The sequence below is a fragment of the Dokdonella aquatica genome (genome assembly GCF_051987395.1).
Lineage (GTDB): Bacteria > Pseudomonadota > Gammaproteobacteria > Xanthomonadales > Rhodanobacteraceae > Dokdonella.
Map to the genome: position 1 here is coordinate 2,339,449 of NZ_CP197094.1, position 21,075 is coordinate 2,360,523.

Consider the following 21,075-nt stretch of genomic DNA (forward strand, 5'->3'; position numbering starts at 1 on the left):
GCCCCTCCAAGGATTTTCCGATGAAACGTCTCGTCCTCCTGACCGCACTCGCCGCGCTCGCGGTCGTTCCGATGGCGCACGCCGCCGACAAGGGCGAGGCCGTGGTGCGCGCCGCCGTGCAGAAGCTCGTACCCAACGTCAAGGTCGACACGGTCGAGAAATCGCCGATTGCGGGCTATTACCAGGTCATCGTCGGCAGCCAGCTCGTCTACGTCAGCGAGGACGGCCGCTACGTCATGCAGGGCAACCTGTACGACGCCGAGGCCAAGCTCGACCTCACCGCGGCGCGCCTGTCGCGCGAGCACGTCGCCAAGCTCGACGCCTATCCGGCGTCGCAGCGCATCACGTTCGCTCCGCAGGGCAAGCCGAAGTACAAGATCACGGTGTTCACCGACATCGACTGCGGCTATTGCCGCAAGATGCACGAGCACATCGCCGAGTACAACGCGCGCGGCATCCAGGTCGATTACCTGTTCTTCCCGCGCAGCGGCCCGAACACGCCGTCGTTCGACAAGGCCGTGTCGGTGTGGTGCGCCGCCGACCGCAGGAAGGCCCTGACCGACGCCAAGGCCGGCCAGACGCCGAGCCCGCTCAAGTGCGACAACCCGATCGCGCAGGAGTACCAGCTCGGCATCTCGGTCGGTGTCGACGGCACGCCGGCCGTGTACGCGCCCGACGGCAGCAAGATCGGCGGCTACCTGACGCCGGACCAGCTCGAGGCCCAGCTGCAGCGCCTCGCTTCGTCGGGCACGCCGGCCAAGCCGGGCGCCTGACGCCCCGCCTGCGCCGGGAGGCCTGCTCCCGGCGTTTCGCGGCGCCGCCGCGTTATCGCATCGGCGCTGCATCGGCTATCATGCGCGGCCTTTTCCGACCGCTCGCCATGATCGTCCTCGACGGCCAGCCGGCCCTTTCCGCGTTCCGCATCGACCGCCTCAACGCCGTGCTCGCGCGGCTCGCGCCCGGATGCGCGCTGCGCGCCGCGCGCCACGTCCATCTCGTCGCGCCCGAGGGCGGTGCCACGCCCGACCCGGTGCGACTGCAGCGCATCCTCGAAGCCGAGCCCGGCGAGGCCCGCGCAGCGACGTTCTGGATCGTGCCGCGCCTCGGCACGATCTCGCCGTGGTCGAGCAAGGCCACCGACATCCTGCGTGGTTGCGGCTTTGCGATCGAGCGCGTCGAACGCGGCGTCGCCGTCGAACTCGACGGCGTGCCGGCGCCCGGCTCGGCGGCGTGGACCGCGGTCGCGGCAGCCCTTCACGACCCGATGACGCAATCGGTCATCGCCGCGCGCGAGGCGCTCGACGGCGTGTTCGCGACCGGTGCGGCCGGGCCGCTCGTGCACATCGGGCTCGGTGACGATGCGCAGGCCGCGCTCGCCGCCGCCAACGGCCGCCTCGGTCTCGCGCTCGCCGACGACGAGATCGCCTACCTCGCCGATGCTTATGCGCAACTCGGCCGCGATCCCACCGATGCCGAGCTCATGATGTTCGCGCAGGCGAACTCCGAGCACTGCCGCCACAAGGTCTTCAACGCCGACTTCACGATCGACGGCGAACCGCAGCCGCGTTCGCTGTTCGCGATGATCCGCAACACGCACGCGGTGTCGCCCGCGCACACGCTGTCGGCGTACAAGGACAACGCCGCCGTCATCGAGGGCAGTGTCGCGCAGCGCTTCTTCGCCGATCCGGCGACCGGCGTGTTCGCCGCGCACGAGGAAGCCGTTCCGTACGCGATCAAGGTCGAGACGCACAACCATCCGACCGCGATTTCGCCGTTCCCGGGTGCCGCGACCGGTGCCGGCGGCGAGATCCGCGACGAGGGCGCGACGGGCCGCGGCGGCAAGCCGAAGGCCGGCCTGTGCGGCTTCACGACCTCCCATCTGCGCATCGAGGGCCTGCCGCAGCCGTGGGAGCCCGAGCGCCCGCGCCCGCCGCGCTTCGCGACGCCGTTCGAGATCATGCGTGACGGCCCGATCGGTGCTGCCGCGTTCAACAACGAATTCGGTCGACCCTGCCTCGGCGGTTACTTCCGCACGTTCGAGCAGGCCACCGACGAGAAGGGCCTGCGCCGCGGCTACGACAAGCCGATCATGATTGCAGGCGGGCTCGCCAACCTGCGCCGCGACCACGTCCAGAAGCGTGATCTCGCGCCGGGCGACGCCGTCATCGTGCTCGGCGGCCCGGCCATGCTGATCGGCCTCGGCGGTGGTGCCGCGTCGTCGGTGGCGGCCGGCTCGAGCTCGGCCGAGCTCGACTTCGCCTCGGTGCAGCGCGACAACGCCGAGATGCAGAGGCGCTGCCAGGAAGTGATCGACGCGTGCTGGTCGCTCGGCGACGCCAACCCGTTCGTGTCCGTGCACGACGTCGGCGCCGGCGGCCTGTCCAACGCGATCCCCGAACTGCTCAACGATTCCAGCGTCGGCGGCGTGCTCGATCTCGCGCGCATCCCGAGCGATGACCCGCAGCTCTCGCCGATGCAGCTGTGGTGCAACGAGTCGCAGGAGCGCTACGTGCTCGGTGTGCGCGACGCTGACCTCGCGCGCTTCGAGGCGATCTGCGCGCGCGAGCGCTGCCCGTTCGCGGTCGTCGGCCGGGCCACGGCCGAGCGCAGGCTCGTGCTTTCCGATGCGCGTGATCCTGCGGCGCCCGCGGTGATCGATCTTCCACTCGAGGTGCTGTTCGGCAAGCCGCCGCGCATGCATCGCGACACGCACCGTGTTCCCGCACATCTTTCCGTGATCGCCGATACCGAAGGTGTCGAGCTCGATGAGGCGCTGTTCCGCGTCCTGCGCTTCCCGGCGGTCGGCAGCAAGTCGTTCCTCGTCACGATCGGCGACCGCAGCGTCGGTGGCCTGTGCTCGCGCGACCCGATGGTCGGTCCATGGCAGGTGCCGGTAGCCGATTGCGCGGTCACGCTCGCCGACTTCGCCGGTCATGCCGGCGAGGCGATGGCGATGGGCGAGCGCACGCCGCTCGCGCTGCTCGATGCGGCGGCATCGGCACGCATGGCGGTCGGCGAAGCGCTGACCAACCTCGCCGCGGCACCTGCCGTGCTCGGCGAGGTGCGCCTGTCGGCGAACTGGATGGCCGCGGTCGACCACCCCGGCGAGGACGCCGCGCTGTACGACGCCGTGCGCGCCGTCGGCATGGAGCTGTGCCCGGCGCTCGGCGTGTCGATCCCGGTCGGCAAGGATTCGATGTCGATGCAGGTGCGCTGGACCGACGACGCCGGCGCGAGCCAGCGCGTCGTCGCACCGGTATCGCTGATCGCCACCGCGTTCGTGCGCTGCGAGGACGTGCGCCATGCGTTGACCCCGCAGCTGCTGCTCGACCAAGGCGACACCGAGCTCTGGCTGATCGACCTCGGTGCCGGGCGCAACCGACTCGGTGGCTCGGCGCTGACCCAGGTGTTCCTGCGTGCCGGCGACCTGCCGCCCGACCTCGACGATCCCGCGCGCCTGCGCGGCCTGTTCGAGGCGATCCAGGAAGCGAACGCGGCCGGCCTGCTGCTGGCCTACCACGACCGCGCCGACGGTGGCGCGATCGTCACGCTGATCGAGATGGCGCTGGCCGGCCGTTGCGGCCTCGACATCGACCTCGCGGGCTGGGCCGACCACGCGCTGCGCGCGCTGTTCGCCGAGGAACTCGGCGCGGTCGTGCAGGTGCGCACGCGCGATCGCGAGGCCTTCCTCGCGATCGCGGAGCGCCACGGTCTCGCCGGCATGACCCATCGCGTCGGCGCTCCCGCGGCCAAGCCGCGCATCAAGCTGCATCACGGCAGCGAGCACGTTGCACGCTGGGACTGGGCCGAGCTCATGGAGGCGTGGTCGCAGACCAGCCACGCGATGCAGCGCCTGCGCGACAACCCCGCAAGCGCCGACGCCGAATATGGCTGGCGCTGCGACGCGACCGATCCCGGCATCACGCCGAAGCTCACGTTCGATCCCACGGACGATGTCGCTGCGCCGTTCATCGCGCGCGGCGCGCGCCCACGCATCGCGATCCTGCGCGAGCAGGGCGTCAACGGCCAGATCGAGATGGCGGCGGCGTTCACGCGTTCGGGCTTCGACGCCGTCGACGTGCACATGAGCGACCTCGCCAGCGGCCGCCTTCGCCTGGCCGACTTCAAGGGCCTCGCCGCCTGCGGAGGCTTCAGCTATGGCGACGTGCTCGGCGCAGGGCGTGGCTGGGCCGCGTCGATCCTCTTCAACGGGATGCTGCGCGACCAGTTCGCGGCCTTCTTCGCCGATACCGGCACGTTCTCGCTCGGTGTCTGCAACGGCTGCCAGATGATGGCGCAGCTGCACGAGATCATCCCGGGTGCCGCGCACTGGCCGGTGTTCCGGCGCAATGCCTCCGAGCAGTACGAGGCGCGCCTCGTCACGCTCGAGGTCGTCGAGTCGCCGTCGCTGCTGTTCGCCGGCATGCAGGGCTCGCGCATCCCGGTCGTCGTCGCGCACGGTGAAGGCCGTCCGGTGTTCGAGGGTTCGGCCGACGCACGCGAGGCCGACACCTGCCTGCGCTACGTCGACAACCACGGCCGGCCCACGGAGCGCTTCCCGCTCAATCCGAACGGTTCGCCGGGTGGCGCGACGGGCTTCACGACCACCGACGGCCGCGCCACGATCCTCATGCCGCATCCCGAGCGCGTGCACCGCACCGCGCAGCTGAGCTGGCATCCGCGCGAGTGGGGCGAGGCCTCGCCGTGGTTGCGCATGTTCCGAAACGCGCGGTCCTGGCTAGGCTGATGCGCCTGTCGCCGATCCGCGAGTTCGGGCTCAAGGCGGTGCTGTGGCTGCCGATGGCCTTCTTCCTGTGGTTCGTGCTGTCCTCTCCGCTGGTGTGGCCGGTCATCCAGCTCGCCAAGCTCGCGCTGCTGTCGATCTGGCCCAACCTGTACGCCGAGGTGATCCAGAACGGTCACACGATGGACGTGGTCACGCGCGTGCTCGTGAACCAGGCCGGGCCCGACGGGCGCAGCGGCGTCGGCGAACTCGTGCTGACGCAGAATCCGCTCATCTACGGCTATTCGCTGCCGCTGTTCAGCGGACTCGCGATGGCCACGCCGATCGGTGGCTGGCGGCGTACGCTGCATTTCGCGATCGCGCTGTCCGTGATCTGGCTGACGCAGGCGTTCGGCGTGGTCTGCGAAAGCCTGAAGGTGCTCGGTTTCGACAGCGGCGCGGCCGGCGCCAATGCCGTCACGGCCGCCGGCCTGCAGCCCGACGCGATCGCGCTGGCCTACCAGTTCGGTTACCTGATCCTGCCCGCCGTGGTGCCGATCGCGCTGTGGCTGGGCCTCAACCGCGACTTCATCGAGGCCTTGGTGCATCCTTCCGAGGAACCCGAAGGCGGTTCGGCGGGTCACAAGCTGGACGTGCAGGAGTAGACGATGTCGGCGGTCGCGGAACTGAACCAACTGGAAGGTGCCCTTCTCGCGGACGGCGGGCCGACGCTCGACGAGCGCATCTGCCAGTTCCTCGTCGCAGGCGGACGCCTCAAGGAGACCGACCTCGCGCGTGGCCGCCGCCTCCACGAGGAAGATCCCTCCGGACGCCTGATCGCCTTGCTGACTCGCCTGGGACTGGTGTCCGAGCGCGACATGGCCGAGGCGGTCTCGGAGATCATGAAGCTGCCGCTGGTCGGTGCGAAGGAGTTTCCGGAGGCGCCGCCGCCGAGCATCCAGATCGCGACGCGCTTCCTCAAGCAGCACCACATCGTGCCGATCGCCGAGGGCGAGGGCACCATGCGGCTGCTGATCGCCGATCCGGCCGATCCCTATCCCATCGAGGCCGTCGAGCTCGCGACCGGTCGCAAGGTCGAGCTCGCGGTCGGCCTGCGCCCCGAGATCGACGACCTCATCGAGCGCTTCTACGGCCAGGGCCGCTCGGCGATGGGCACGATCGTCGAGAACCTCAGCGAGGACGCGCGCAGCGAGGACGACATCGAGCACCTGCGCGACCTCGCGTCCGAGGCGCCGGTCATCCGCCTCGTCAACCTCGTGATCCAGCGCGCCGTCGAAGGCCGCGCGTCGGACATCCACATCGAACCGTTCGAGAGCCGCCTCAAGGTGCGCTACCGCATCGACGGCGTGCTGCACGAGGTCGAGTCGCCGCCCGCGGCCTCGACCGCCGCCGTGATCTCGCGCATCAAGATCATGGCCAAGCTCAACATCGCCGAGCGCCGCCTGCCGCAGGACGGCCGCATCATGATCCGCGTGCAGGGCAAGGAACTCGACCTGCGCGTGTCGACCGTGCCGACCTCGCACGGCGAGTCGGTGGTCATGCGTATCCTCGACCGCGAGGCGGTCGTGTTCGATTTCAAGACGCTCGGCTTCACCGACGAGTTCCTGCCCAAGTTCAACAAGGTGCTCGAGCTGCCGCACGGCATCATGCTCGTCACCGGCCCGACCGGCTCGGGCAAGACGACCACGCTCTACACTGCGCTCTCGAAGCTCAACACGCCCGACGTCAAGATCATCACGGTCGAGGATCCGGTCGAGTACCAGATCGAGGGCATCAACCAGATCCAGGCCAAGCCATCGATCGGCCTGGACTTCTCGCACGCGCTGCGTTCGATCGTCCGCCAGGATCCGGACATCATCATGATCGGCGAGATGCGCGACCTGGAGACCGCGAAGATCGCGATCCAGTCCGCACTGACGGGCCATCTCGTGTTGTCGACGCTGCACACGAACAACGCCGCGGGCGGCATCACGCGCCTGCTCGACATGGGCGTGGAGGACTACCTGCTCACGTCTACGGTCAATGGCATCCTCGCCCAGCGCCTGCTGCGCCGGCTCGACCTCGCCGCCGCGGAGCCTTACGAAGCGCTGCCCGAGGTGGTCAGGGAGTTCGGCCTCGAGAAGCTCACGAGCGAGCGCCCGATCCGCCTCTACAAGCCCGTGCCGACGCCGCATTACCCGAGCGGCTACTACGGTCGCACGACGATCATGGAGTTCCTCGTCATGAGCGACGCGATCCGCCGACTCGTCATGCAGCACGCGGGGATGGGCGAGATCGAGGCGCAGGCGCGCGCCGACGGCATGCGCACGATGTACGAGGACGGCCTCGTCAAGGCGCTCGCCGGCCAGACCACGATCGAGGAAATCCTGCGCGTCACGCAGGAGGGCTGATCGTGCCGATGCTTCTTCCGACGAGTGGCCGCGCGCGATGACGCTGTTCTACTACAAGGCCGTCACGCCTGCGGGCGAGGTGCTCGAGGGGCGCATGGACGTCGCCTCGCACGACGACGTCGTCAGCAAGCTGCAGGACGCCGGCAACATCCCGCTCGAGGTGCGTGACGCCGACAGCGCCGACAACGGCGGCCTGCTCGGCATGCTGCGTCGTCGCGCCACGCTCAACGACGCGCAGATCGTGCAGTTCACGCAGCAGCTCGCGACGCTGCTCGGCGCCGGCCAGCCGCTCGACCGCGCGTTGCAGATCCTGCTCGACCTGCCCGAGAGCGAGAAGGCGCGCAGCCTGCTCGAGCGCGTGCGCGACGTCGTGCGCGGCGGTGCGACGCTGTCGGACGCGCTCGAGGCCGAGCGCGACACGTTCTCCAAGCTCTACATCAACATGGTGCGCGCGGGCGAGGCCGGTGGCTCGCTGGAAGACACGCTGCGCCGCCTCGCCGACTACCTCGAGCGCTCGCGCCAGCTCAAGTCGAGCGTCGTCAACGCGCTGATCTACCCGGCGTTCCTGATCGGCATGGTCGTGGTGTCGCTGTTCGTGCTGCTCGTCGTCGTCGTGCCGCAGTTCGAGCAGATGTTCGCCGACATGGACGTCGAGCTGCCGCTGATCACGCGCATCGTCGTCGGCATCGGTTCGACGCTGCAGAATTTCTGGTGGCTCATGCTGATCCTCGTGGTCGGCGGCGTCGCCTGGGGGCGGCGCAAGCTCGCCGATCCGGTCAGCCGGCTCGCGTTCGACGAGCGCCTGCTCAAGTGGCGCATCGTCGGCGACCTCATGCGCAAGATCGAGACCGCGCGCCTGTCGCGCACGCTCGGCACGCTGCTCAAGAACGGCGTGCCGCTGCTCGGCGGCCTCACGATCGCGCGCAACGTCATGGGCAACGCGGCGCTCGCCGAATCGGTCGGCAAGGCCAGCGAGGAGGTCAAGACCGGCAGCGGCCTCGGCTTCGCGCTGACGCAGTCCAAGCGCTTTCCCAAGCTCGCGCTGCAGATGATCAGCGTCGGCGAGGAGTCGGGCGAACTCGACAACATGCTGCTCAAGGTCGCCGACACCTTCGACATCGAGGTACGCAACACCCTCGAGCGCCTGCTCGCCGCGCTCGTGCCGGCGACGACCGTGCTCATGACCGTGGTGGTCGCCATCATCATGATGGCGATCATCCTGCCGATCCTGCAATTGACGAGTTCGATCCAGTGAGGAACCCCACGATGAACACACGTTTTCCGCGTTCCTACCGCGCGCTGCCGCGCAGCGGCGGCTTCACCCTGATGGAGATGATCGCGGTCATCGTCCTGCTCGGCATCGTCATCGCGATCGTCGGCGGCGGCACGATGGACACGTTCGGCGGCGGCAAGTACAAGGCCGGCACGATCGCGGTCAAGAAGCTCGCCAACGCGGTCGAGCAGTACCAGATGAGCGTGGGTTCGTACCCGGGTTCGCTGCAGGATCTGCTCAAGCGCGACGGCCTCGGCCCGTACGCGAAGGAAGCCGATCTCAAGGATCCGTTCGGCAACCCGTTCGTCTACAAGAAGCCCGGCGATGCCGGTCGCGACTTCGACATCGTCTTCCTCGGCAAGGACGGCAAGCCCGGCGGCGACGGCACGAACAAGGACTACGGCAGCTGGGAGTGATGCGGCACTTTCGGCGCGCGCGCGAGGTCTGACGGTGCTCCCCGTCACCCCTCGAAAAGGATCCGCACATGCGCGCGCGTTCCCGTCGTCGTGGTTCCCTGCGTCCGTTCCGTTCCCGCGGCTTCACGCTCATGGAAATGATCGCGGTGATCGTGCTGCTCGGCATCGTCATCGCCATCGTCGGGGGCAACGTGATGGGCTCGTTCGACAAGAGCAAGTACCAGGCCGGCACGATCGCCGCCAAGAAGCTCGGCGACCAGGTCGCGCAGTATGCGATGTCGGCGGGTCGCGCGCCGGCGACGCTGCAGGATCTCCTCAAGCGTGACGGACTCGGTCCGTTCGCGCGCGAAGCGGATCTCAAGGATCCTTACGGACACGCATTCGGGTATCGCTCGCCCGGCCAGGACGGGCGTGACTTCGAGGTCGTGTTCCTCGGCAAGGACGGCAAGCCCGGCGGTGACGGCATGAACCAGGATCACGGACATTGGCAATGAGCACGGTTGACGTGTCTTCGATCGCGCCGCGGTATCCGCGGCGTGCCGTGGCCTCGCCCGCGTTCGCGCGTGTGCGAGGCTTCACGCTGATCGAGACCGTCGCGGTCATCGTGCTCGTCGGCATCGTCGCGACGGTCGCGGCGGTGTCGTTCTCGAGCAGCCTTTCGAGCGCGAAGATCCAGGCCGCGAGCCGCGACCTCGTCGCGGCGCTGCGCTACACGCGTGGCCAGGCGATCGTGAAGCGCGAGCAGAAGGTCCTCGTCCTCGACCTCGAGAAGCGCTCCTACCAGGCGCCGGGCAAGGGCAGCGTCGAGTTGCCGAAGAACATGGTGCTGCGCCTGACCACCGCGCAGCAGGAAATCGTCGGCGACAACGCCGGCGGCATACGCTTCTTTCCCGACGGCAGTTCGACGGGCGGCAACATCGCCGTCGTGATGGGCGAGCGCGAATGGAAGATCAACGTCGGCTGGCTCACCGGCGAGATCACGCTCGACAAGCCGGAGGCGCGGTGACAACGCCTGCCGCCGCCGCTTCGCGTCGCCAGCGCCGCGCGCCGAGCACGCGCGCGCGCGGCTTCACGCTGATCGAGATGATCGCCGCGTTCGTGATCTTCGCGATCGCAGTCGGCTCGCTCATGCAGATCCTGTCGATGTCGATGAACAACGCGCGCCGCTCCGTCGACGAGACGCGCGCCGCGCTGTGGGCGCAGTCGCTGCTCGACGTCGTCGGCATCGGCGAACGCATCGAGGCGGGTTCGTCGAGCGGCGAGTTCGACGATCGCTATCGCTGGCAGCTCGAGATCGAGCCGGTCGATCCGGAGGCGTTCGTGGCGAGCGGCAACGAGGCGATGCTGCAGGCCGCGCATGGCGGCGTCGCAGGCGTCGGCAACAGCAGCGGCGGTGCCTCGCCGATCATGGACATCGCGCAGATGGAGCTTTACCACGTGACCCTCGTCGTGACGTGGGGCGACCCGCGGGCGCGTGGCCACCAGGCCACGTTCACGACGATGCGCGCGGTCATGCCCGATCCTTCCCAGGGCATGACGCTCGGCGGAGGCTCGCGCGGCGGCGCCGGCATGCCGGCGCCTTCGCGTGGCGCCGCGCGCGCGCCGGCGTCCGCAACGACGCGCAGCGGGGGGCGATCGCCGTGACCGCGCCGTTGCGAACCCGGGGTTTCACCCTCATCGAGGTCATGCTCGCGATCCTGTTGCTCGCGGTGCTGCTCGCGGCCGCGTATGGCGGCATCCGCTCGGCGGTCAAGGGCATGGAGGTGGGCGAGGAGCTCATCGACCGCACCAACCGCCTGCGCGTCGCGCAGGAGTTCCTGCGCCACCAGATCAGCCGCGTCCTGCCGTTGCCGTTCGGGCAGGAGCAGGGCACCGGGGCCAATTTCCTGTTCCAGGGCGAGGGCGACCTCATGCGCTTCGTCGCGCCTATGCCGGGCTATCTCTCGCACGGCGGCGCCTATGTGCAGACGCTCGAGCTCACGCGCGACCGTGGCGGCATGAAGCTCATGTTCGGCCATTCGATGCTCAACGGCTTCGACCTGCGCAAGAAGCGCACCGACGATCCGGAGCCGGTCATCCTCATCGACCAGATCGAGAGCGGCCGCTTCGAGTACCGCAAGCTCGACGAGGAAGGCAAGCTCGACAAGTGGTCCGACGACTGGGAGGACCCGAGCATCACGCCGGTGATGGTGCGCATCGTGCTGAAGATGCGTCCCGAGGCGAAGGTGGGCTGGCCCGAGATGCAGGTCCCGCTGCTGCTCGACGCCGGTGCCGCACGCGCCTCGCAACTCGGTCCGAGCTTCAACGACATCCTGCCGCAGGATGCCGCCGATCCCGCGGCGATACGGCGCCTGCAGGGGACGCAGACGAAATGAGGCCCGCTGCATCCATGCGCCGTGCCCGCGGCGTCGCGTTCGTGCTCGTGATGTGGGTCATCGCGATGATGTCGGTGCTGCTCGGCAGCTTCGCGCTGATCGCGCACACCGAAGGCATGCAGTCGCGCCACCTGTTCGACACGACTACCGCGCGTTACGCCGCCGAGGCGGGGCTCAACCTTGCGGTGTTCGGCCTCAGCAAGACCTCGCCCGAAGAGAAATGGATGGCTGATGGCAGGCCGTACACGTTCACGTTCGACGACGCGCAGATCGAGATCTCGATCACCGACGACTCCGGCAAGATCGACATCAACACGGCGGATCCGCTCACGCTGCGCAACCTGCTCATGGGTGCCGGGGTCGAGGAGGACAAGGCCGAGGAACTCGCCGACGCGATCCAGGACTGGCGCGATCCGGACGACCTCCGCTCGACGTTCGGCGCCGAGCTCGACGACTACAAGGCGATCGATCTTCCGTATGGGCCGAGGAACGCTCCGTTCGAGACGTTGTCCGAACTCCAGCAAGTCCTCGGGATGACCTACGACATCTACATGAAGATCGAACCCGCCATCACGATGTACTCGGGTCGAGGCACGCCGAGCGCCGCCTTCGCGCCCCTCGAGGCGCTCATGGCGATGCCCGGCATGACCGAGGAGTACGCACAGCAGCTCATCGCGCAGCGCCAGCAGCTGGCCCCCGGCGAGCTGAACATGGGAGCGTCGGGGCTCGTCCTGCCCGACGGGACACCCCTCATGGCGGACGGCGGGGGGCTGACGTATAGTGTCAAGTCCCGTGCCAAGCTCCCGAATGGGGCGAGCGCCATGCTGGATGCGACGATCCGCATGGGTGGGATGAACTCGGCGGGGCGGCCCTTCGTGGTCCTTCGCTGGCGTGATGGCGAAAATTCCTAGCCTGCCGTGAACGAAGCCCTGGACAGACAACTGGCGCGTCTGCGGACGCGCCTTGCCAAGACCCCCCTGCCGCGCTTCTTCGCGTGGTGGGGCGGCGAGCTGCTGGCCTGCCTTCCCGAGCACTGGCGCAAGCGACTCGCCGGGCGCTCCGAGGCGCTGCTGCTCGAGGTCCGCGAACGCGAGCTCGTCGTGTGGCGCGAGCGTGCCGGCGGTACGGTCGAGTTCGGTCGCATCTCGCTCGACGACGTGCCGGAAGCCCAGCTCGACGCCTTCCGCCGCCTGCGCGCACGCATCGAGAACCCGAACGCGCGCACGGTGCTCGTGATCCCCGGGGCCCGTGCGCTGACGCGTGCGATGACCCTGCCTGCCGCCGCCGAGGACAACCTGCGCCAGGTGCTCGCGTTCGAGATGGATCGGCAGACACCGTTCAAGGCCGACCAGGTCTATTTCGACAGCCGCGTTGCGTCGCGCGATGCCGGCGCGCGCAACATGCGCCTCGAGCTCGTCGTGATGCCGCGCACGAGCCTCGACCCGGAGCTCGCCGCGTTCGCGAACGGCACCGCCGAGCTCGATGCGGTCGACATCTGGAGGGGCGCCCCGGGCGAAGGCCGCCACCACATCAACCTGCTGCCGTCCGAGCGTCGCGCACGCCGCCGCGACATGCGCCTGCCGCTCAACCTGGGCCTCGCGGCCGCCGCGCTGGCGCTGCTCGTGTTCAACATGTCCGAGTCGCTCGCCAACCGCGCCGCCGCCGTCGAGGCGATGAGCGCCGCGGTCGACCAGGCGCGCGCCGCGGCCACCGAGGTCACCGAGCTGCGCAAGACGCTGCAGGATTCGATCGGCGGCGCGAACTTCCTCAGCGACAAGAAGCGCAAGGGGCCGGTCGTGATCGGGCTGCTCAACGATCTGACCCACCGTCTCAAGGACGACACCTACCTCGAGCGCCTGCAGATCGAGAACAACCAGATCCAGATCCAGGGCCAGAGCAAGGAAGCGGCGAATCTCATCAGCGTGCTGGCGTCGTCGCCGTACCTCGGCAGCCCGCGTTTCGAGGGGCAGATCCAGCCGGATCCGCGCACCTCGAAGGATCGTTTCACGATCAGCGCCGATCCGCGCCCGGTCGACATCGGTCACGCCGCCGACACGCCTGCCGCACCGGGTGGCGCCGCCGTCGAGGGTGGCAAGGACGCGGCCGATGCCGCGAAGAAGGATGCGGGCGCGGCGAGCGCCACGGACGACTCCGCGAAGAAGGCCGCCGATCCCGCCGTCGACGCGCGTGCGCAGAAGGAGGCCGCCGATGGCGCTCGCTAAGGCTCCGCGCGACGGGCGACCGCTCGCCGTCATGCTGCTCGCGATCGTGCTGCTGCTCGTGTACGTGCTCGGCGTGCATTGGTGGTTCGTCGCGCCGCACATCGGCTACTTCAATGAAATGGCGGAACTGCGTGAACAGCAGCAGCGCTTCGCGCGCATCGCCGCGGAGCGGCCGCTGATCGAGCAGAAGCTCGCCGAGGTGCGCACCTACGAGCAGGGCAACCAGGCGTTCCTCGCCGATGCCGATGCGAATGCCGCGTCGGCCGGCCTGATCCAGCGCGTCAAGCAGGCCCAGACCGACCACACCGATGCCAAGCGCTGTTCGATCGTCAGCACGCAGTCCTACAGCGGCGGCGAGGAGGAGCTCTACAAGCGCATCACGGTGCAGGTGCGCCTGCGCTGCGACCTCGAGTCGCTCGCCGACATCCTCTACGACCTCGAGAACGGCAAGCCTTACCTGTTCGTCGACCAGATGATGATCTACAAGCAGCAGACCTACGTGCCGCCCGGCGGCAAGGCCGTGGTCGCGCCGCTCGACGTCCGCTTCAACGTGTCCGGCTACCTGCGCGTGCCCGGCAAGGCGGCGGGGGCCTGATGGACGTCCAGCTCGCACGCATGACCACGCTGGGCCTGGCCGGACTATGCGGCCTGCTCGTGCTCGCCGCGCTCGTCCAGCTCGCCGGTTACGGACGCGGCTACGGCTGGCTGCCGCCGGACGAGTCCTCGCCCGAGGCGCTCGCCGGCACGATCGACCGCCAGCCCTTCAGCCTGCCCGCCGCGACGCGCTTCAGCGAGGTCAGCGAACGCCCGCTGTTCAACGACGACCGCAAGCCGACGCCGGTCGCCGATACGGAGGTGGTTGCCGAAGGTCCACCGCCCGTACCGCTCAACGTCACGCTGACCGGCGTGATCGTCGTGCGCAAGACCGACACCCAGCCCGAGCTGCGGGTCGCGATGGTCCGCGATAACGCGCGGAACGAAACGATGAGTCTCAAGGTCGGTATGCCGCTCGATGGCGACCAGTCCGGTTGGACACTGACGCGGCTCGAGCCGCGCGTGGCCGTGTTCACGAACGCTGCGGACGAGACGGCCGAAGTGGAGTTGCAGACCGCGGCGACGCCGCCCGGCAAGCCCATGACGCCGCCGCGTGCACCGCCGTCCGTGCCCGGCACGCCGCCGCCGGCGCCTCCGGGCGCGGTGGCGCCGGACGCCAAGCAGGGCGCAGCCGATACCGATCTCGCCAAGCGCATCGAGGAACGTCGTCGCCAGATGCGCGAGGAAGCCGAGCGCATGCGGGCAGAACGCAGAGGAAACAGTTCCAGTGACCAGAAACAGTGATGGAATGACGCCAGTGCCTTCGAGAGCGCTCCTCGTTTCGCTCGCCACCTGCCTGACCGTGCTCGCGGGATGCTCGAGCGCGCCCACGCGTCCGTCCGAGGACCAGGCCCTGCATGCCGCGCCGCTGACCGCCGACAACTTCGGTGCGAAGACCGCCGTGAGGCCGGACGAACCCTCGAAGCTCGAGGGCATCCGCCTCGACAACGACGAGGACCGGAACATCACGCCGCCGAAGCCCCAGGTCGAGGTCGGCACGGGCAAGTTCTTCGACGAAGCCGCCGCGCGCAAGGCACCGCCCGCCCCGGGTCCGGAAGGACAGGTCGACTTCAACTTCGAGAACAACCCGATCCAGGCCGTCGTCAAGGCGATCCTCGGCGACCTGCTGCAGCAGAACTACACGATCGCGCCGAACGTCGGCGGCAACGTGTCGTTCTCGACCTCCCGGCCGATCCGCGCCGACCAGGCGATGTCGGTGCTCGAGATGCTGCTGTCGTGGACCGGCAACACGCTCGTCTATCGCGACGGCCGCTACACGGTGCTGCAGATCAAGGATGCGCTGCCCGGCAACCTGACGCCGCGCGTCGCGCCGCCCAAGCTCGCACGCGGCTACGAGGTGCGCGTGTTCCCGCTGCGTTACGTGTCGCCGAGCGAGATGGCCAAGCTGCTCAAGCCGTACGCGAAGGCCGACGCGATCATCAACGCCGACACCTCGCGCAGCATGATGGTGCTCGCGGGCACCGCCGCCGAGCTCGAGAACTACCAGCAGACGATCGACATCTTCGACGTCGACTGGCTCAAGGGCATGTCGGTCGGCGTCTTCACGCTGCAGTACACCGAAGTCGGTACGCTGCTTCCCGAACTCGAGAAGGTGTTCGGCGCGACGGGCGAGTCGCCGCTCGCGGGCATGTTCCGCTTCATCCCGATCGAGCGCTCCAACGCGATCATCGCGCTGACGCCGCAGCCGGAATACCTGCGCCAGGCCGAGGAATGGCTGCGTCGCCTCGACCGCGCGGGCGACGAGGCCACGACCCAGCTGTACGTCTACGACGTCAAGAACATCAAGTCGCTCGACCTCGCCGACTATCTCAACGAGATCTTCGTCGGTGGCTCGCGCAGCGGTGGTTCGCGTCGTTCGAGCACCTCGGGCTCGGTGGCGCCGGGCCTGTCGTCGGCGACGATCGGCGGCGGCGGCAGCGGCCGCACGCCGGGTTCGCGCTTCTCGAGCCGCCGCAACGGCGCGGCGTCGATCAACGCGGCTGCCCCGGGGGGCGCGGCGGGTTCGACGCCCACGGCGCCGGCAGCGGGCGGTTCGTCCGGAGGTGCCGAGACCGACATCCGCATCACCGCCGTCGAGGAGAGCAACCAGCTCCTCGTGATGGCCACGCCGGCCGAATGGGAGGCGATGCAGGGCGCGATCCGCCGCCTCGACATCGCCCCGCTGCAGGTCCACATCGAGACCAAGATCCTCGAGGTCGGCCTCACGGGCGACCTGCAGTTCGGCGTGCAATGGTGGTTCGCGGGCGCGCGTGGCAAGGAAGATCCCTACGCGGCGATCGACTACGACGTGCTCAACCGCTCGGACCGCCAGCGCAGCGGCCTCGGCCGTACCGGCCCGGGTGAAAGCGGCACGATGTTCTGGTCGTACGTCAACAGCAAGTTCCAGGTCGCGTTGAGCGCGCTCGAGCAGTCGGGCCAGGCCAAGGTGCTGTCGGCGCCGTCGCTGGTGGTGACCAACAACCAGGAAGCGCAGATCAACGTCGGTACGCAGATCCCGATCCAGACGCAATCGCTTCTCGGCTATTCGATCCCCACGACGGGCTCCTCGACGACGGGATCGACGACATCGGCCTACAACTCGGGGTACGGCACGACGCAGTACATCGACACGGGCGTGATCCTGCAGGTCAAGCCGCGCGTCAATCCGGGTGGCCTCGTCTACCTCGAGGTGTCGCAGGAAGTCAGCAAGCCTGGCGCAACGACCGGCACCAACGTCAACCCGCCGATCAACAAGCGCACGATCGACACGCAGATCGCCGTGCAGAGCGGCGAGACCGTGCTGCTCGGCGGCCTGATCTCCGAGGACGACCGCACGGCCGAGAACGGCGTGCCGCTGCTCAACAAGGTGCCGGTGTTGCGCCGCCTGTTCGGTTCGACGTCCAAGCAGAGCGAGCGTACCGAGCTCATCGTGCTGATCACGCCCGAGGTGATGACGAACACCGAGGAGGCGCGCGAGGTCACCGAGCAGTACCGTCGCCAGTTCCAGAGCCTCGCGCCGATGCGCCAGCAGATGCGCGGCGGCCTCGAGCGCTCGCCGCCTCCTCCGGCCGAGCCGCCTCAGGACTGACCGGGTGCCGGGAACCTTCCGGCACGCGCGGCGTCTGACGACGCCCCGTGCGCGGCGTTCCCGCTGCCCCATCCATTCGATCCAGGAGTTGCCATGACGCTTCCGATGTTCCGCACCACGCTGCTTATCGCCGCCGCGCTCCTGCTCGGTGCCTGTGCCACGGGAGGCGGCACGCGCGCGTCCGGCAAGGCTGCGGCCCCCGAAGTCCGCGCCGTCGAGCGCTGGAACCTGCTGATCGCCAAGCAGGCCGAGAAGGCCTACGACTACCTGACGCCGGGCAAGCGCGCGACCGACCCGCGCGACGACTACGCGCAGCGCATGAACAACCGGCCCGTTCGCTGGGACAAGGTCACGGTGACCGGCAAGGAGTGCGAGACGGCGGATTCCTGCGTGGTCAACCTGCAGCTCGACATCACCGTGCCGATCGGCGGCAGCATGATTCCGTCGCTGAGCTTCGTGAGCGAGAGCTGGATCCGCGATGCCGACGGCGCCTGGTACTTCCTCGGTGCGGCCCAGCCCAAGGAGACCGGAAAAGACTGGGAGGCGACGGACGACGCGTCGCAGGAGCCCTGATCTGCTAGAGTCGGGGGAAGCAAGTGGGGTCAGGGGTGCTCCGAAGAGGCCGGGAAACCGGCGGATCCGGTGTCTCCGCGACCCGCCCCGGGGAGGGGTGCGGAGGGATTGCACCTGTCCAGACCTTGCCGTACGATTGCGGCGCTGTTGCCTAACCTTGCCCTATACAAGGCGCAATAACGCTGCGGAGTGGGGTTAGCCGTAAAGCAAAACCGTAAGCAAAGCCCTGTGGTCAAAATTAGGAGTGTTGCAATGAAAAGAAACAGCTTGACGACTGCCGTCGTCGCTGGTATCGCCGGCACGGTTGGCATCGCTAACCTCGCCACCGCCGTGACGCTGAATCCGGACGGCCTCGGCCAGGTCCTGATCTACCCGTACTACACGGTCAACGTCGCCAAGAACCAGATCGCCGATCCGTCGAACCTGACCACGGCGTTCTCGGTCGTCAACACGACGAACCAGGGCAAGGCCGTCAAGGTCCGCTTCCTGGAAGGCCGCAACAGCCGCGAAGTCCGCGACTTCAACCTGTACCTGTCGCCGTACGACGTGTGGACCGCCACGGTCTTCAAGCTCGCCGACCAGCAGCAGGCCAACCTGACCACGACGGACACGTCGTGCACGGTGCCGCGCATTCTCGGTGCGGCTGATGGCGAGTCGAACGGTGCGATCGGCGTCCTGCCGAACGGCCAGGCGTACGTGAAGTTCTCGAGCGCGCTGTACTCGGCCGACGCGAACTACGGTGCCTCGGGCAGCGCGGGTCGTTCGCTCGCGAACACGCGTGAAGGCCATTTCGAAATCATCGAAATGGGCGTGGTCGGCAACAACCCCGGCCAGTCGGGCGCTCCGGCGCAGAACTCGGTCGCGGCGATCACGCACGTCTCGGCGACGGGCGTTCCGCTGAACTGCCAGAAGGTCCGCAACGCGTGGGCTTCGTACCCGAACGCCGGCTACTGGACCGTCGACAACACCGTCGACCTCGGTCCGGCCACGGGTGGCCTGTTCGGTTCGGCCTCGATCGTCGACGGCGCGAACGGCGTCCTCCTGCCGTACTCGGCCGACGCGGTTGACGGCTTCTACGCCGCCGGCGGCTTCAGCCACACGAACCCGGGCAACACCAGCCCGTCGATCGGCGACGTCGGCTTCCCGTCGGCGACGGCTACGGCGTTCGTGTTCCGCAACGGCCAGGTCGTCACCGCGACCTACGGCACGGCGGCCGGCACGCAGCGCATCGACGCGTTCAGCGCGCTGTTCACGCACGACGCGATCTTCAACGAGTACGTTCTGGGCGGCGGCGCTGCGGCGACGACCGACTGGGCCGTGACGTTCCCGACCAAGGGCTTCTACGTCGACCGTCCGTACCGCCTCGGTGCGACCGGCGTGGCCCGCGCGCCGTTCGTCGAGATCTACAACCAGGGTTCGCGCGTCGAAGTGACGCTGACCCCGTTCGATCGTGAAGAGCAGGGTCCGGGCGCCTGTACGGGTTCGGATTCGCAGAACCCGGCGTGCGACCTCTGCTTCTCGCCTTGCGAGAACCCGGAAGAGCTGGTCCCGGTCCTCCGTTACGAGACGCAGGTCATCTCGTTCCAGTCGACCGCCGACTACGTCGCGGACCGCACCTCGCCGGTCCTCGGTTCGGCTCTCGCCGAGAACGTCGACGTCCGCGCCGACGGCCTCAACGCCGGCTGGATGCGCATCGGCCTGAACCCGGCCACGCAGGTCCACGCTCTGCCGACCTCGGCGGAAGGCGTGACGTTCTTCGGTCTGCCGATCACGGGCTTCGCCGCGACGAACTACGTCAACGCGAACGCTGCTCCGGGCAAGCTGTCGAACTACTCGGGTCTGTGGAAGCACAAGGGTTCGCGTAGCTGCTCCGGCGGCACGACGGGCGCTTGCTCCTGATCGACTCGCGCTAGTGTGATGTTTCAGGGAAAGCCCCGCTTCGGCGGGGCTTTCTTTTTGGGCGTTCGGGGGCTAAGGTACCGACAGTTTTCGGCACCCTCAGGAAGCCCGCGTTCATGAAACTCCCCATTTCAGGAAGAATCCTGCTTTCGGCAGTCTTGATGCTGCCCGTCGTCGCCTTGGCGCAGACGTTTCCCGTGCGCATCGAGCGCGCAGGCAACAACGGTGTCTGCGAAGGCATGACGGCCAATCGCATGTCGGTGGATCCGGCCAGTGGCCGCGTGACGCTTCAGGGCGTCACGGGCATGACCTGCCTGCCCGATGGTGCGGCGGGCCTGAGCACGATCAGCGTGAATGTCCCCACGGGTCCGCATGCGAGCGGCATCACGGGCGTGACCGCGACCGTGCAGGGCATCCCGTCCGGTGCGAACTGCACGCTGCGCGGTGTCGTCAACACGACCGGTTCCGGCATCGTGTCCGGTGCGGGCTGGGCCGATGGCACCACGCTGTGCACGAATTGCGGTACCAGCGCCAATCGCGTCCTCGCGTTCGACAACACGAGCACGACGGCGCAGTGGAAGTTCAAGCTGCAGGTGCAGTGCTCGCTCTCGAGCGGCGGCTATGCGATCCAGTCGCCCGTGATCCAGAGTGCCGAAGTCACCGTGCAGCCCGCAACGGTTGCCGTCGGTGACTGCCCGTATGGCGATCAGGTCCCGACCGACGGACATGATGGCCTGACCATGGCCAAGCGCCAACTCCAGGTCACGACGACCGGACAGCACGCCTACAACGGGGCTGGTCTCAAGGATGGTACGGCCTACATCAACCTGTTTGGCGCTTACGGCGGCGGTGGCGTCATTGGCGGTCGTCTCATTCCGAGCCCTGGTCCGGTTTCGGAGGGCTACGGCCATCCGGGTATTCATGGCAGCCTGTTCGGCTACCGCATCAACCAGGGCGAGTTCCTCGCCCTCAAGTTCCGTGCCCCCCGTGCCGGTGAACCGGCATTCAAGGGACTGCGCAACCAGATCAAGCCGTACAGCACGTCCAGTGTGCCGGGTACCTTGGTGTCGATGGCGGTCGCACCATGCCCGGGCCAGTTCCGGTCGACGCAGATTTCGCCGATTCCGCCGGGATGCATCGTCAATGCCGGACAGGAAGGCGCGTCGCTCGCGACGGTCGTCACGGTCGCGAACGCGCCGTACAACGGTGACCAGTGCCCGATCGAGGCCGGCAAGAGCTACTACCTCAACATCATCGCGGTGAATGCCTCGACGCCCGGCTCGCTCAATCCTGCGAACGCGCAGTCCAACTGGTTGTGCACGACACCGACGGCGGCGTGGTGCAATGCCGACATCCAGCGTACGGTCCTCACGCTCGACCCGGACTACAACTGACGTCAACGCTCCATCAACCGCCGGGCACGTCCGTGCCCGGCGGTTTTCGTTTGTGGCGCCGGAACTCCCGTGCATCCACGAAGTCATACAGTGCCCTTCAAGTGGCG

18 protein-coding genes are annotated in these 21,075 nt (G+C 68.3%); all 18 read left to right on the forward strand.

The window, feature by feature from the left end:
- The first annotated feature begins 20 nt into the window (after positions 1–20).
- Positions 21–773 (forward strand): DsbC family protein, encoded by a 753-nt coding sequence (locus tag ACQQ2N_RS10260; RefSeq protein ID WP_440225620.1) that lies wholly within the window; start codon positions 21–23, stop codon positions 771–773.
- Positions 774–880: 107 nt separating this feature from the next.
- On the forward strand, positions 881–4,747 hold the full coding sequence (purL, locus tag ACQQ2N_RS10265) for a phosphoribosylformylglycinamidine synthase (RefSeq protein ID WP_440225621.1): 3,867 nt from the start codon (positions 881–883) through the stop codon (positions 4,745–4,747).
- On the forward strand, positions 4,747–5,388 hold the full coding sequence (locus ACQQ2N_RS10270) for an exosortase H-associated membrane protein (protein ID WP_440225622.1): 642 nt from the start codon (positions 4,747–4,749) through the stop codon (positions 5,386–5,388). Before purL ends, ACQQ2N_RS10270 begins: the two co-directional genes overlap by 1 nt.
- A gap of 3 nt (positions 5,389–5,391) precedes the next feature.
- A complete protein-coding gene (gene gspE / locus ACQQ2N_RS10275) occupies positions 5,392–7,134 on the forward strand; it encodes a type II secretion system ATPase GspE (protein ID WP_440225623.1) in 1,743 nt (580 codons plus the stop codon).
- A 37-nt stretch (positions 7,135–7,171) separates the two neighbouring features.
- Positions 7,172–8,389, forward strand: a complete 1,218-nt coding sequence (locus tag ACQQ2N_RS10280) for a type II secretion system F family protein (RefSeq protein ID WP_440225624.1) — start codon at positions 7,172–7,174, stop codon at positions 8,387–8,389.
- Positions 8,390–8,400: 11 nt separating this feature from the next.
- On the forward strand, positions 8,401–8,823 hold the full coding sequence (locus tag ACQQ2N_RS10285) for a type II secretion system protein GspG (RefSeq protein WP_440225625.1): 423 nt from the start codon (positions 8,401–8,403) through the stop codon (positions 8,821–8,823).
- 68 nt (positions 8,824–8,891) lie between these two features.
- Positions 8,892–9,317 (forward strand): type II secretion system protein, encoded by a 426-nt coding sequence (locus ACQQ2N_RS10290; RefSeq protein WP_440225626.1) that lies wholly within the window; start codon positions 8,892–8,894, stop codon positions 9,315–9,317.
- Positions 9,314–9,829, forward strand: a complete 516-nt coding sequence (locus ACQQ2N_RS10295; protein WP_440225627.1) for a pilus assembly FimT family protein — start codon at positions 9,314–9,316, stop codon at positions 9,827–9,829. Before ACQQ2N_RS10290 ends, ACQQ2N_RS10295 begins: the two co-directional genes overlap by 4 nt.
- Complete coding sequence (locus ACQQ2N_RS10300) at positions 9,826–10,467, forward strand: type IV pilus modification PilV family protein (protein ID WP_440225628.1); 642 nt, start codon at positions 9,826–9,828, stop codon at positions 10,465–10,467. Before ACQQ2N_RS10295 ends, ACQQ2N_RS10300 begins: the two co-directional genes overlap by 4 nt.
- Positions 10,464–11,198: a prepilin-type N-terminal cleavage/methylation domain-containing protein gene (locus ACQQ2N_RS10305; protein ID WP_440225629.1), complete on the forward strand. Its 735-nt coding sequence runs from the start codon at positions 10,464–10,466 to the stop codon at positions 11,196–11,198. Before ACQQ2N_RS10300 ends, ACQQ2N_RS10305 begins: the two co-directional genes overlap by 4 nt.
- 68 nt (positions 11,199–11,266) lie before the next feature.
- Positions 11,267–12,109, forward strand: a complete 843-nt coding sequence (locus tag ACQQ2N_RS10310; RefSeq protein ID WP_440225630.1) for a general secretion pathway protein GspK — start codon at positions 11,267–11,269, stop codon at positions 12,107–12,109.
- A 6-nt stretch (positions 12,110–12,115) separates the two neighbouring features.
- Positions 12,116–13,420 carry a PilN domain-containing protein gene (locus ACQQ2N_RS10315; protein WP_440225631.1) on the forward strand — a complete coding sequence of 435 codons (1,305 nt, stop codon included), beginning with the start codon at positions 12,116–12,118 and terminating at the stop codon, positions 13,418–13,420.
- Positions 13,407–14,015: a type II secretion system protein GspM gene (gene gspM, locus ACQQ2N_RS10320; protein ID WP_440225632.1), complete on the forward strand. Its 609-nt coding sequence runs from the start codon at positions 13,407–13,409 to the stop codon at positions 14,013–14,015. Before ACQQ2N_RS10315 ends, gspM begins: the two co-directional genes overlap by 14 nt.
- On the forward strand, positions 14,015–14,758 hold the full coding sequence (locus ACQQ2N_RS10325; RefSeq protein WP_440225633.1) for a hypothetical protein: 744 nt from the start codon (positions 14,015–14,017) through the stop codon (positions 14,756–14,758). The genes gspM and ACQQ2N_RS10325 overlap by 1 nt, the downstream gene beginning before the upstream one ends.
- Positions 14,759–14,771: 13 nt before the next feature.
- Positions 14,772–17,102, forward strand: coding sequence for a type II secretion system secretin GspD (gspD, locus tag ACQQ2N_RS10330; protein ID WP_440225634.1), 2,331 nt, complete (start codon positions 14,772–14,774; stop codon positions 17,100–17,102).
- A 93-nt stretch (positions 17,103–17,195) separates the two neighbouring features.
- The gene (locus tag ACQQ2N_RS10335) at positions 17,196–17,675 is read left to right on the forward strand and encodes a hypothetical protein (RefSeq protein ID WP_440225635.1); all 480 of its coding nucleotides are present in this window, start codon (positions 17,196–17,198) and stop codon (positions 17,673–17,675) included.
- A gap of 267 nt (positions 17,676–17,942) precedes the next feature.
- A complete protein-coding gene (locus tag ACQQ2N_RS10340; RefSeq protein WP_440225636.1) occupies positions 17,943–19,574 on the forward strand; it encodes a hypothetical protein in 1,632 nt (543 codons plus the stop codon).
- A 161-nt stretch (positions 19,575–19,735) separates the two neighbouring features.
- Entirely contained in the window at positions 19,736–20,968 is a 1,233-nt protein-coding gene (locus ACQQ2N_RS10345) for a hypothetical protein (RefSeq protein ID WP_440225637.1), read from the forward strand.
- The last annotated feature ends 107 nt before the right edge of the window (positions 20,969–21,075 follow it).

Excerpts from the sequence above, each read along its gene's own strand:
- purL (WP_440225621.1), top strand. The coding sequence starts at position 881 with ATGATCGTCCTCGACGGCCAGCCGGCCCTTTCCGCGTTCCGCATCGAC.
- ACQQ2N_RS10295 (WP_440225627.1), top strand. The coding sequence starts at position 9,314 with ATGAGCACGGTTGACGTGTCTTCGATCGCGCCGCGGTATCCGCGGCGT.
- ACQQ2N_RS10345 (WP_440225637.1), top strand. The coding sequence starts at position 19,736 with ATGCTGCCCGTCGTCGCCTTGGCGCAGACGTTTCCCGTGCGCATCGAG.
- gspM (WP_440225632.1), top strand. The coding sequence starts at position 13,407 with ATGGCGCTCGCTAAGGCTCCGCGCGACGGGCGACCGCTCGCCGTCATG.
- ACQQ2N_RS10260 (WP_440225620.1), top strand. The coding sequence starts at position 21 with ATGAAACGTCTCGTCCTCCTGACCGCACTCGCCGCGCTCGCGGTCGTT.
- ACQQ2N_RS10335 (WP_440225635.1), top strand. The coding sequence starts at position 17,196 with ATGACGCTTCCGATGTTCCGCACCACGCTGCTTATCGCCGCCGCGCTC.
- ACQQ2N_RS10285 (WP_440225625.1), top strand. The coding sequence starts at position 8,401 with ATGAACACACGTTTTCCGCGTTCCTACCGCGCGCTGCCGCGCAGCGGC.
- ACQQ2N_RS10310 (WP_440225630.1), top strand. The coding sequence starts at position 11,267 with ATGTCGGTGCTGCTCGGCAGCTTCGCGCTGATCGCGCACACCGAAGGC.
- ACQQ2N_RS10325 (WP_440225633.1), top strand. The coding sequence starts at position 14,015 with ATGGACGTCCAGCTCGCACGCATGACCACGCTGGGCCTGGCCGGACTA.
- gspE (WP_440225623.1), top strand. The coding sequence starts at position 5,392 with ATGTCGGCGGTCGCGGAACTGAACCAACTGGAAGGTGCCCTTCTCGCG.
- ACQQ2N_RS10290 (WP_440225626.1), top strand. The coding sequence starts at position 8,892 with ATGCGCGCGCGTTCCCGTCGTCGTGGTTCCCTGCGTCCGTTCCGTTCC.
- ACQQ2N_RS10280 (WP_440225624.1), top strand. The coding sequence starts at position 7,172 with ATGACGCTGTTCTACTACAAGGCCGTCACGCCTGCGGGCGAGGTGCTC.
- ACQQ2N_RS10270 (WP_440225622.1), top strand. The coding sequence starts at position 4,747 with ATGCGCCTGTCGCCGATCCGCGAGTTCGGGCTCAAGGCGGTGCTGTGG.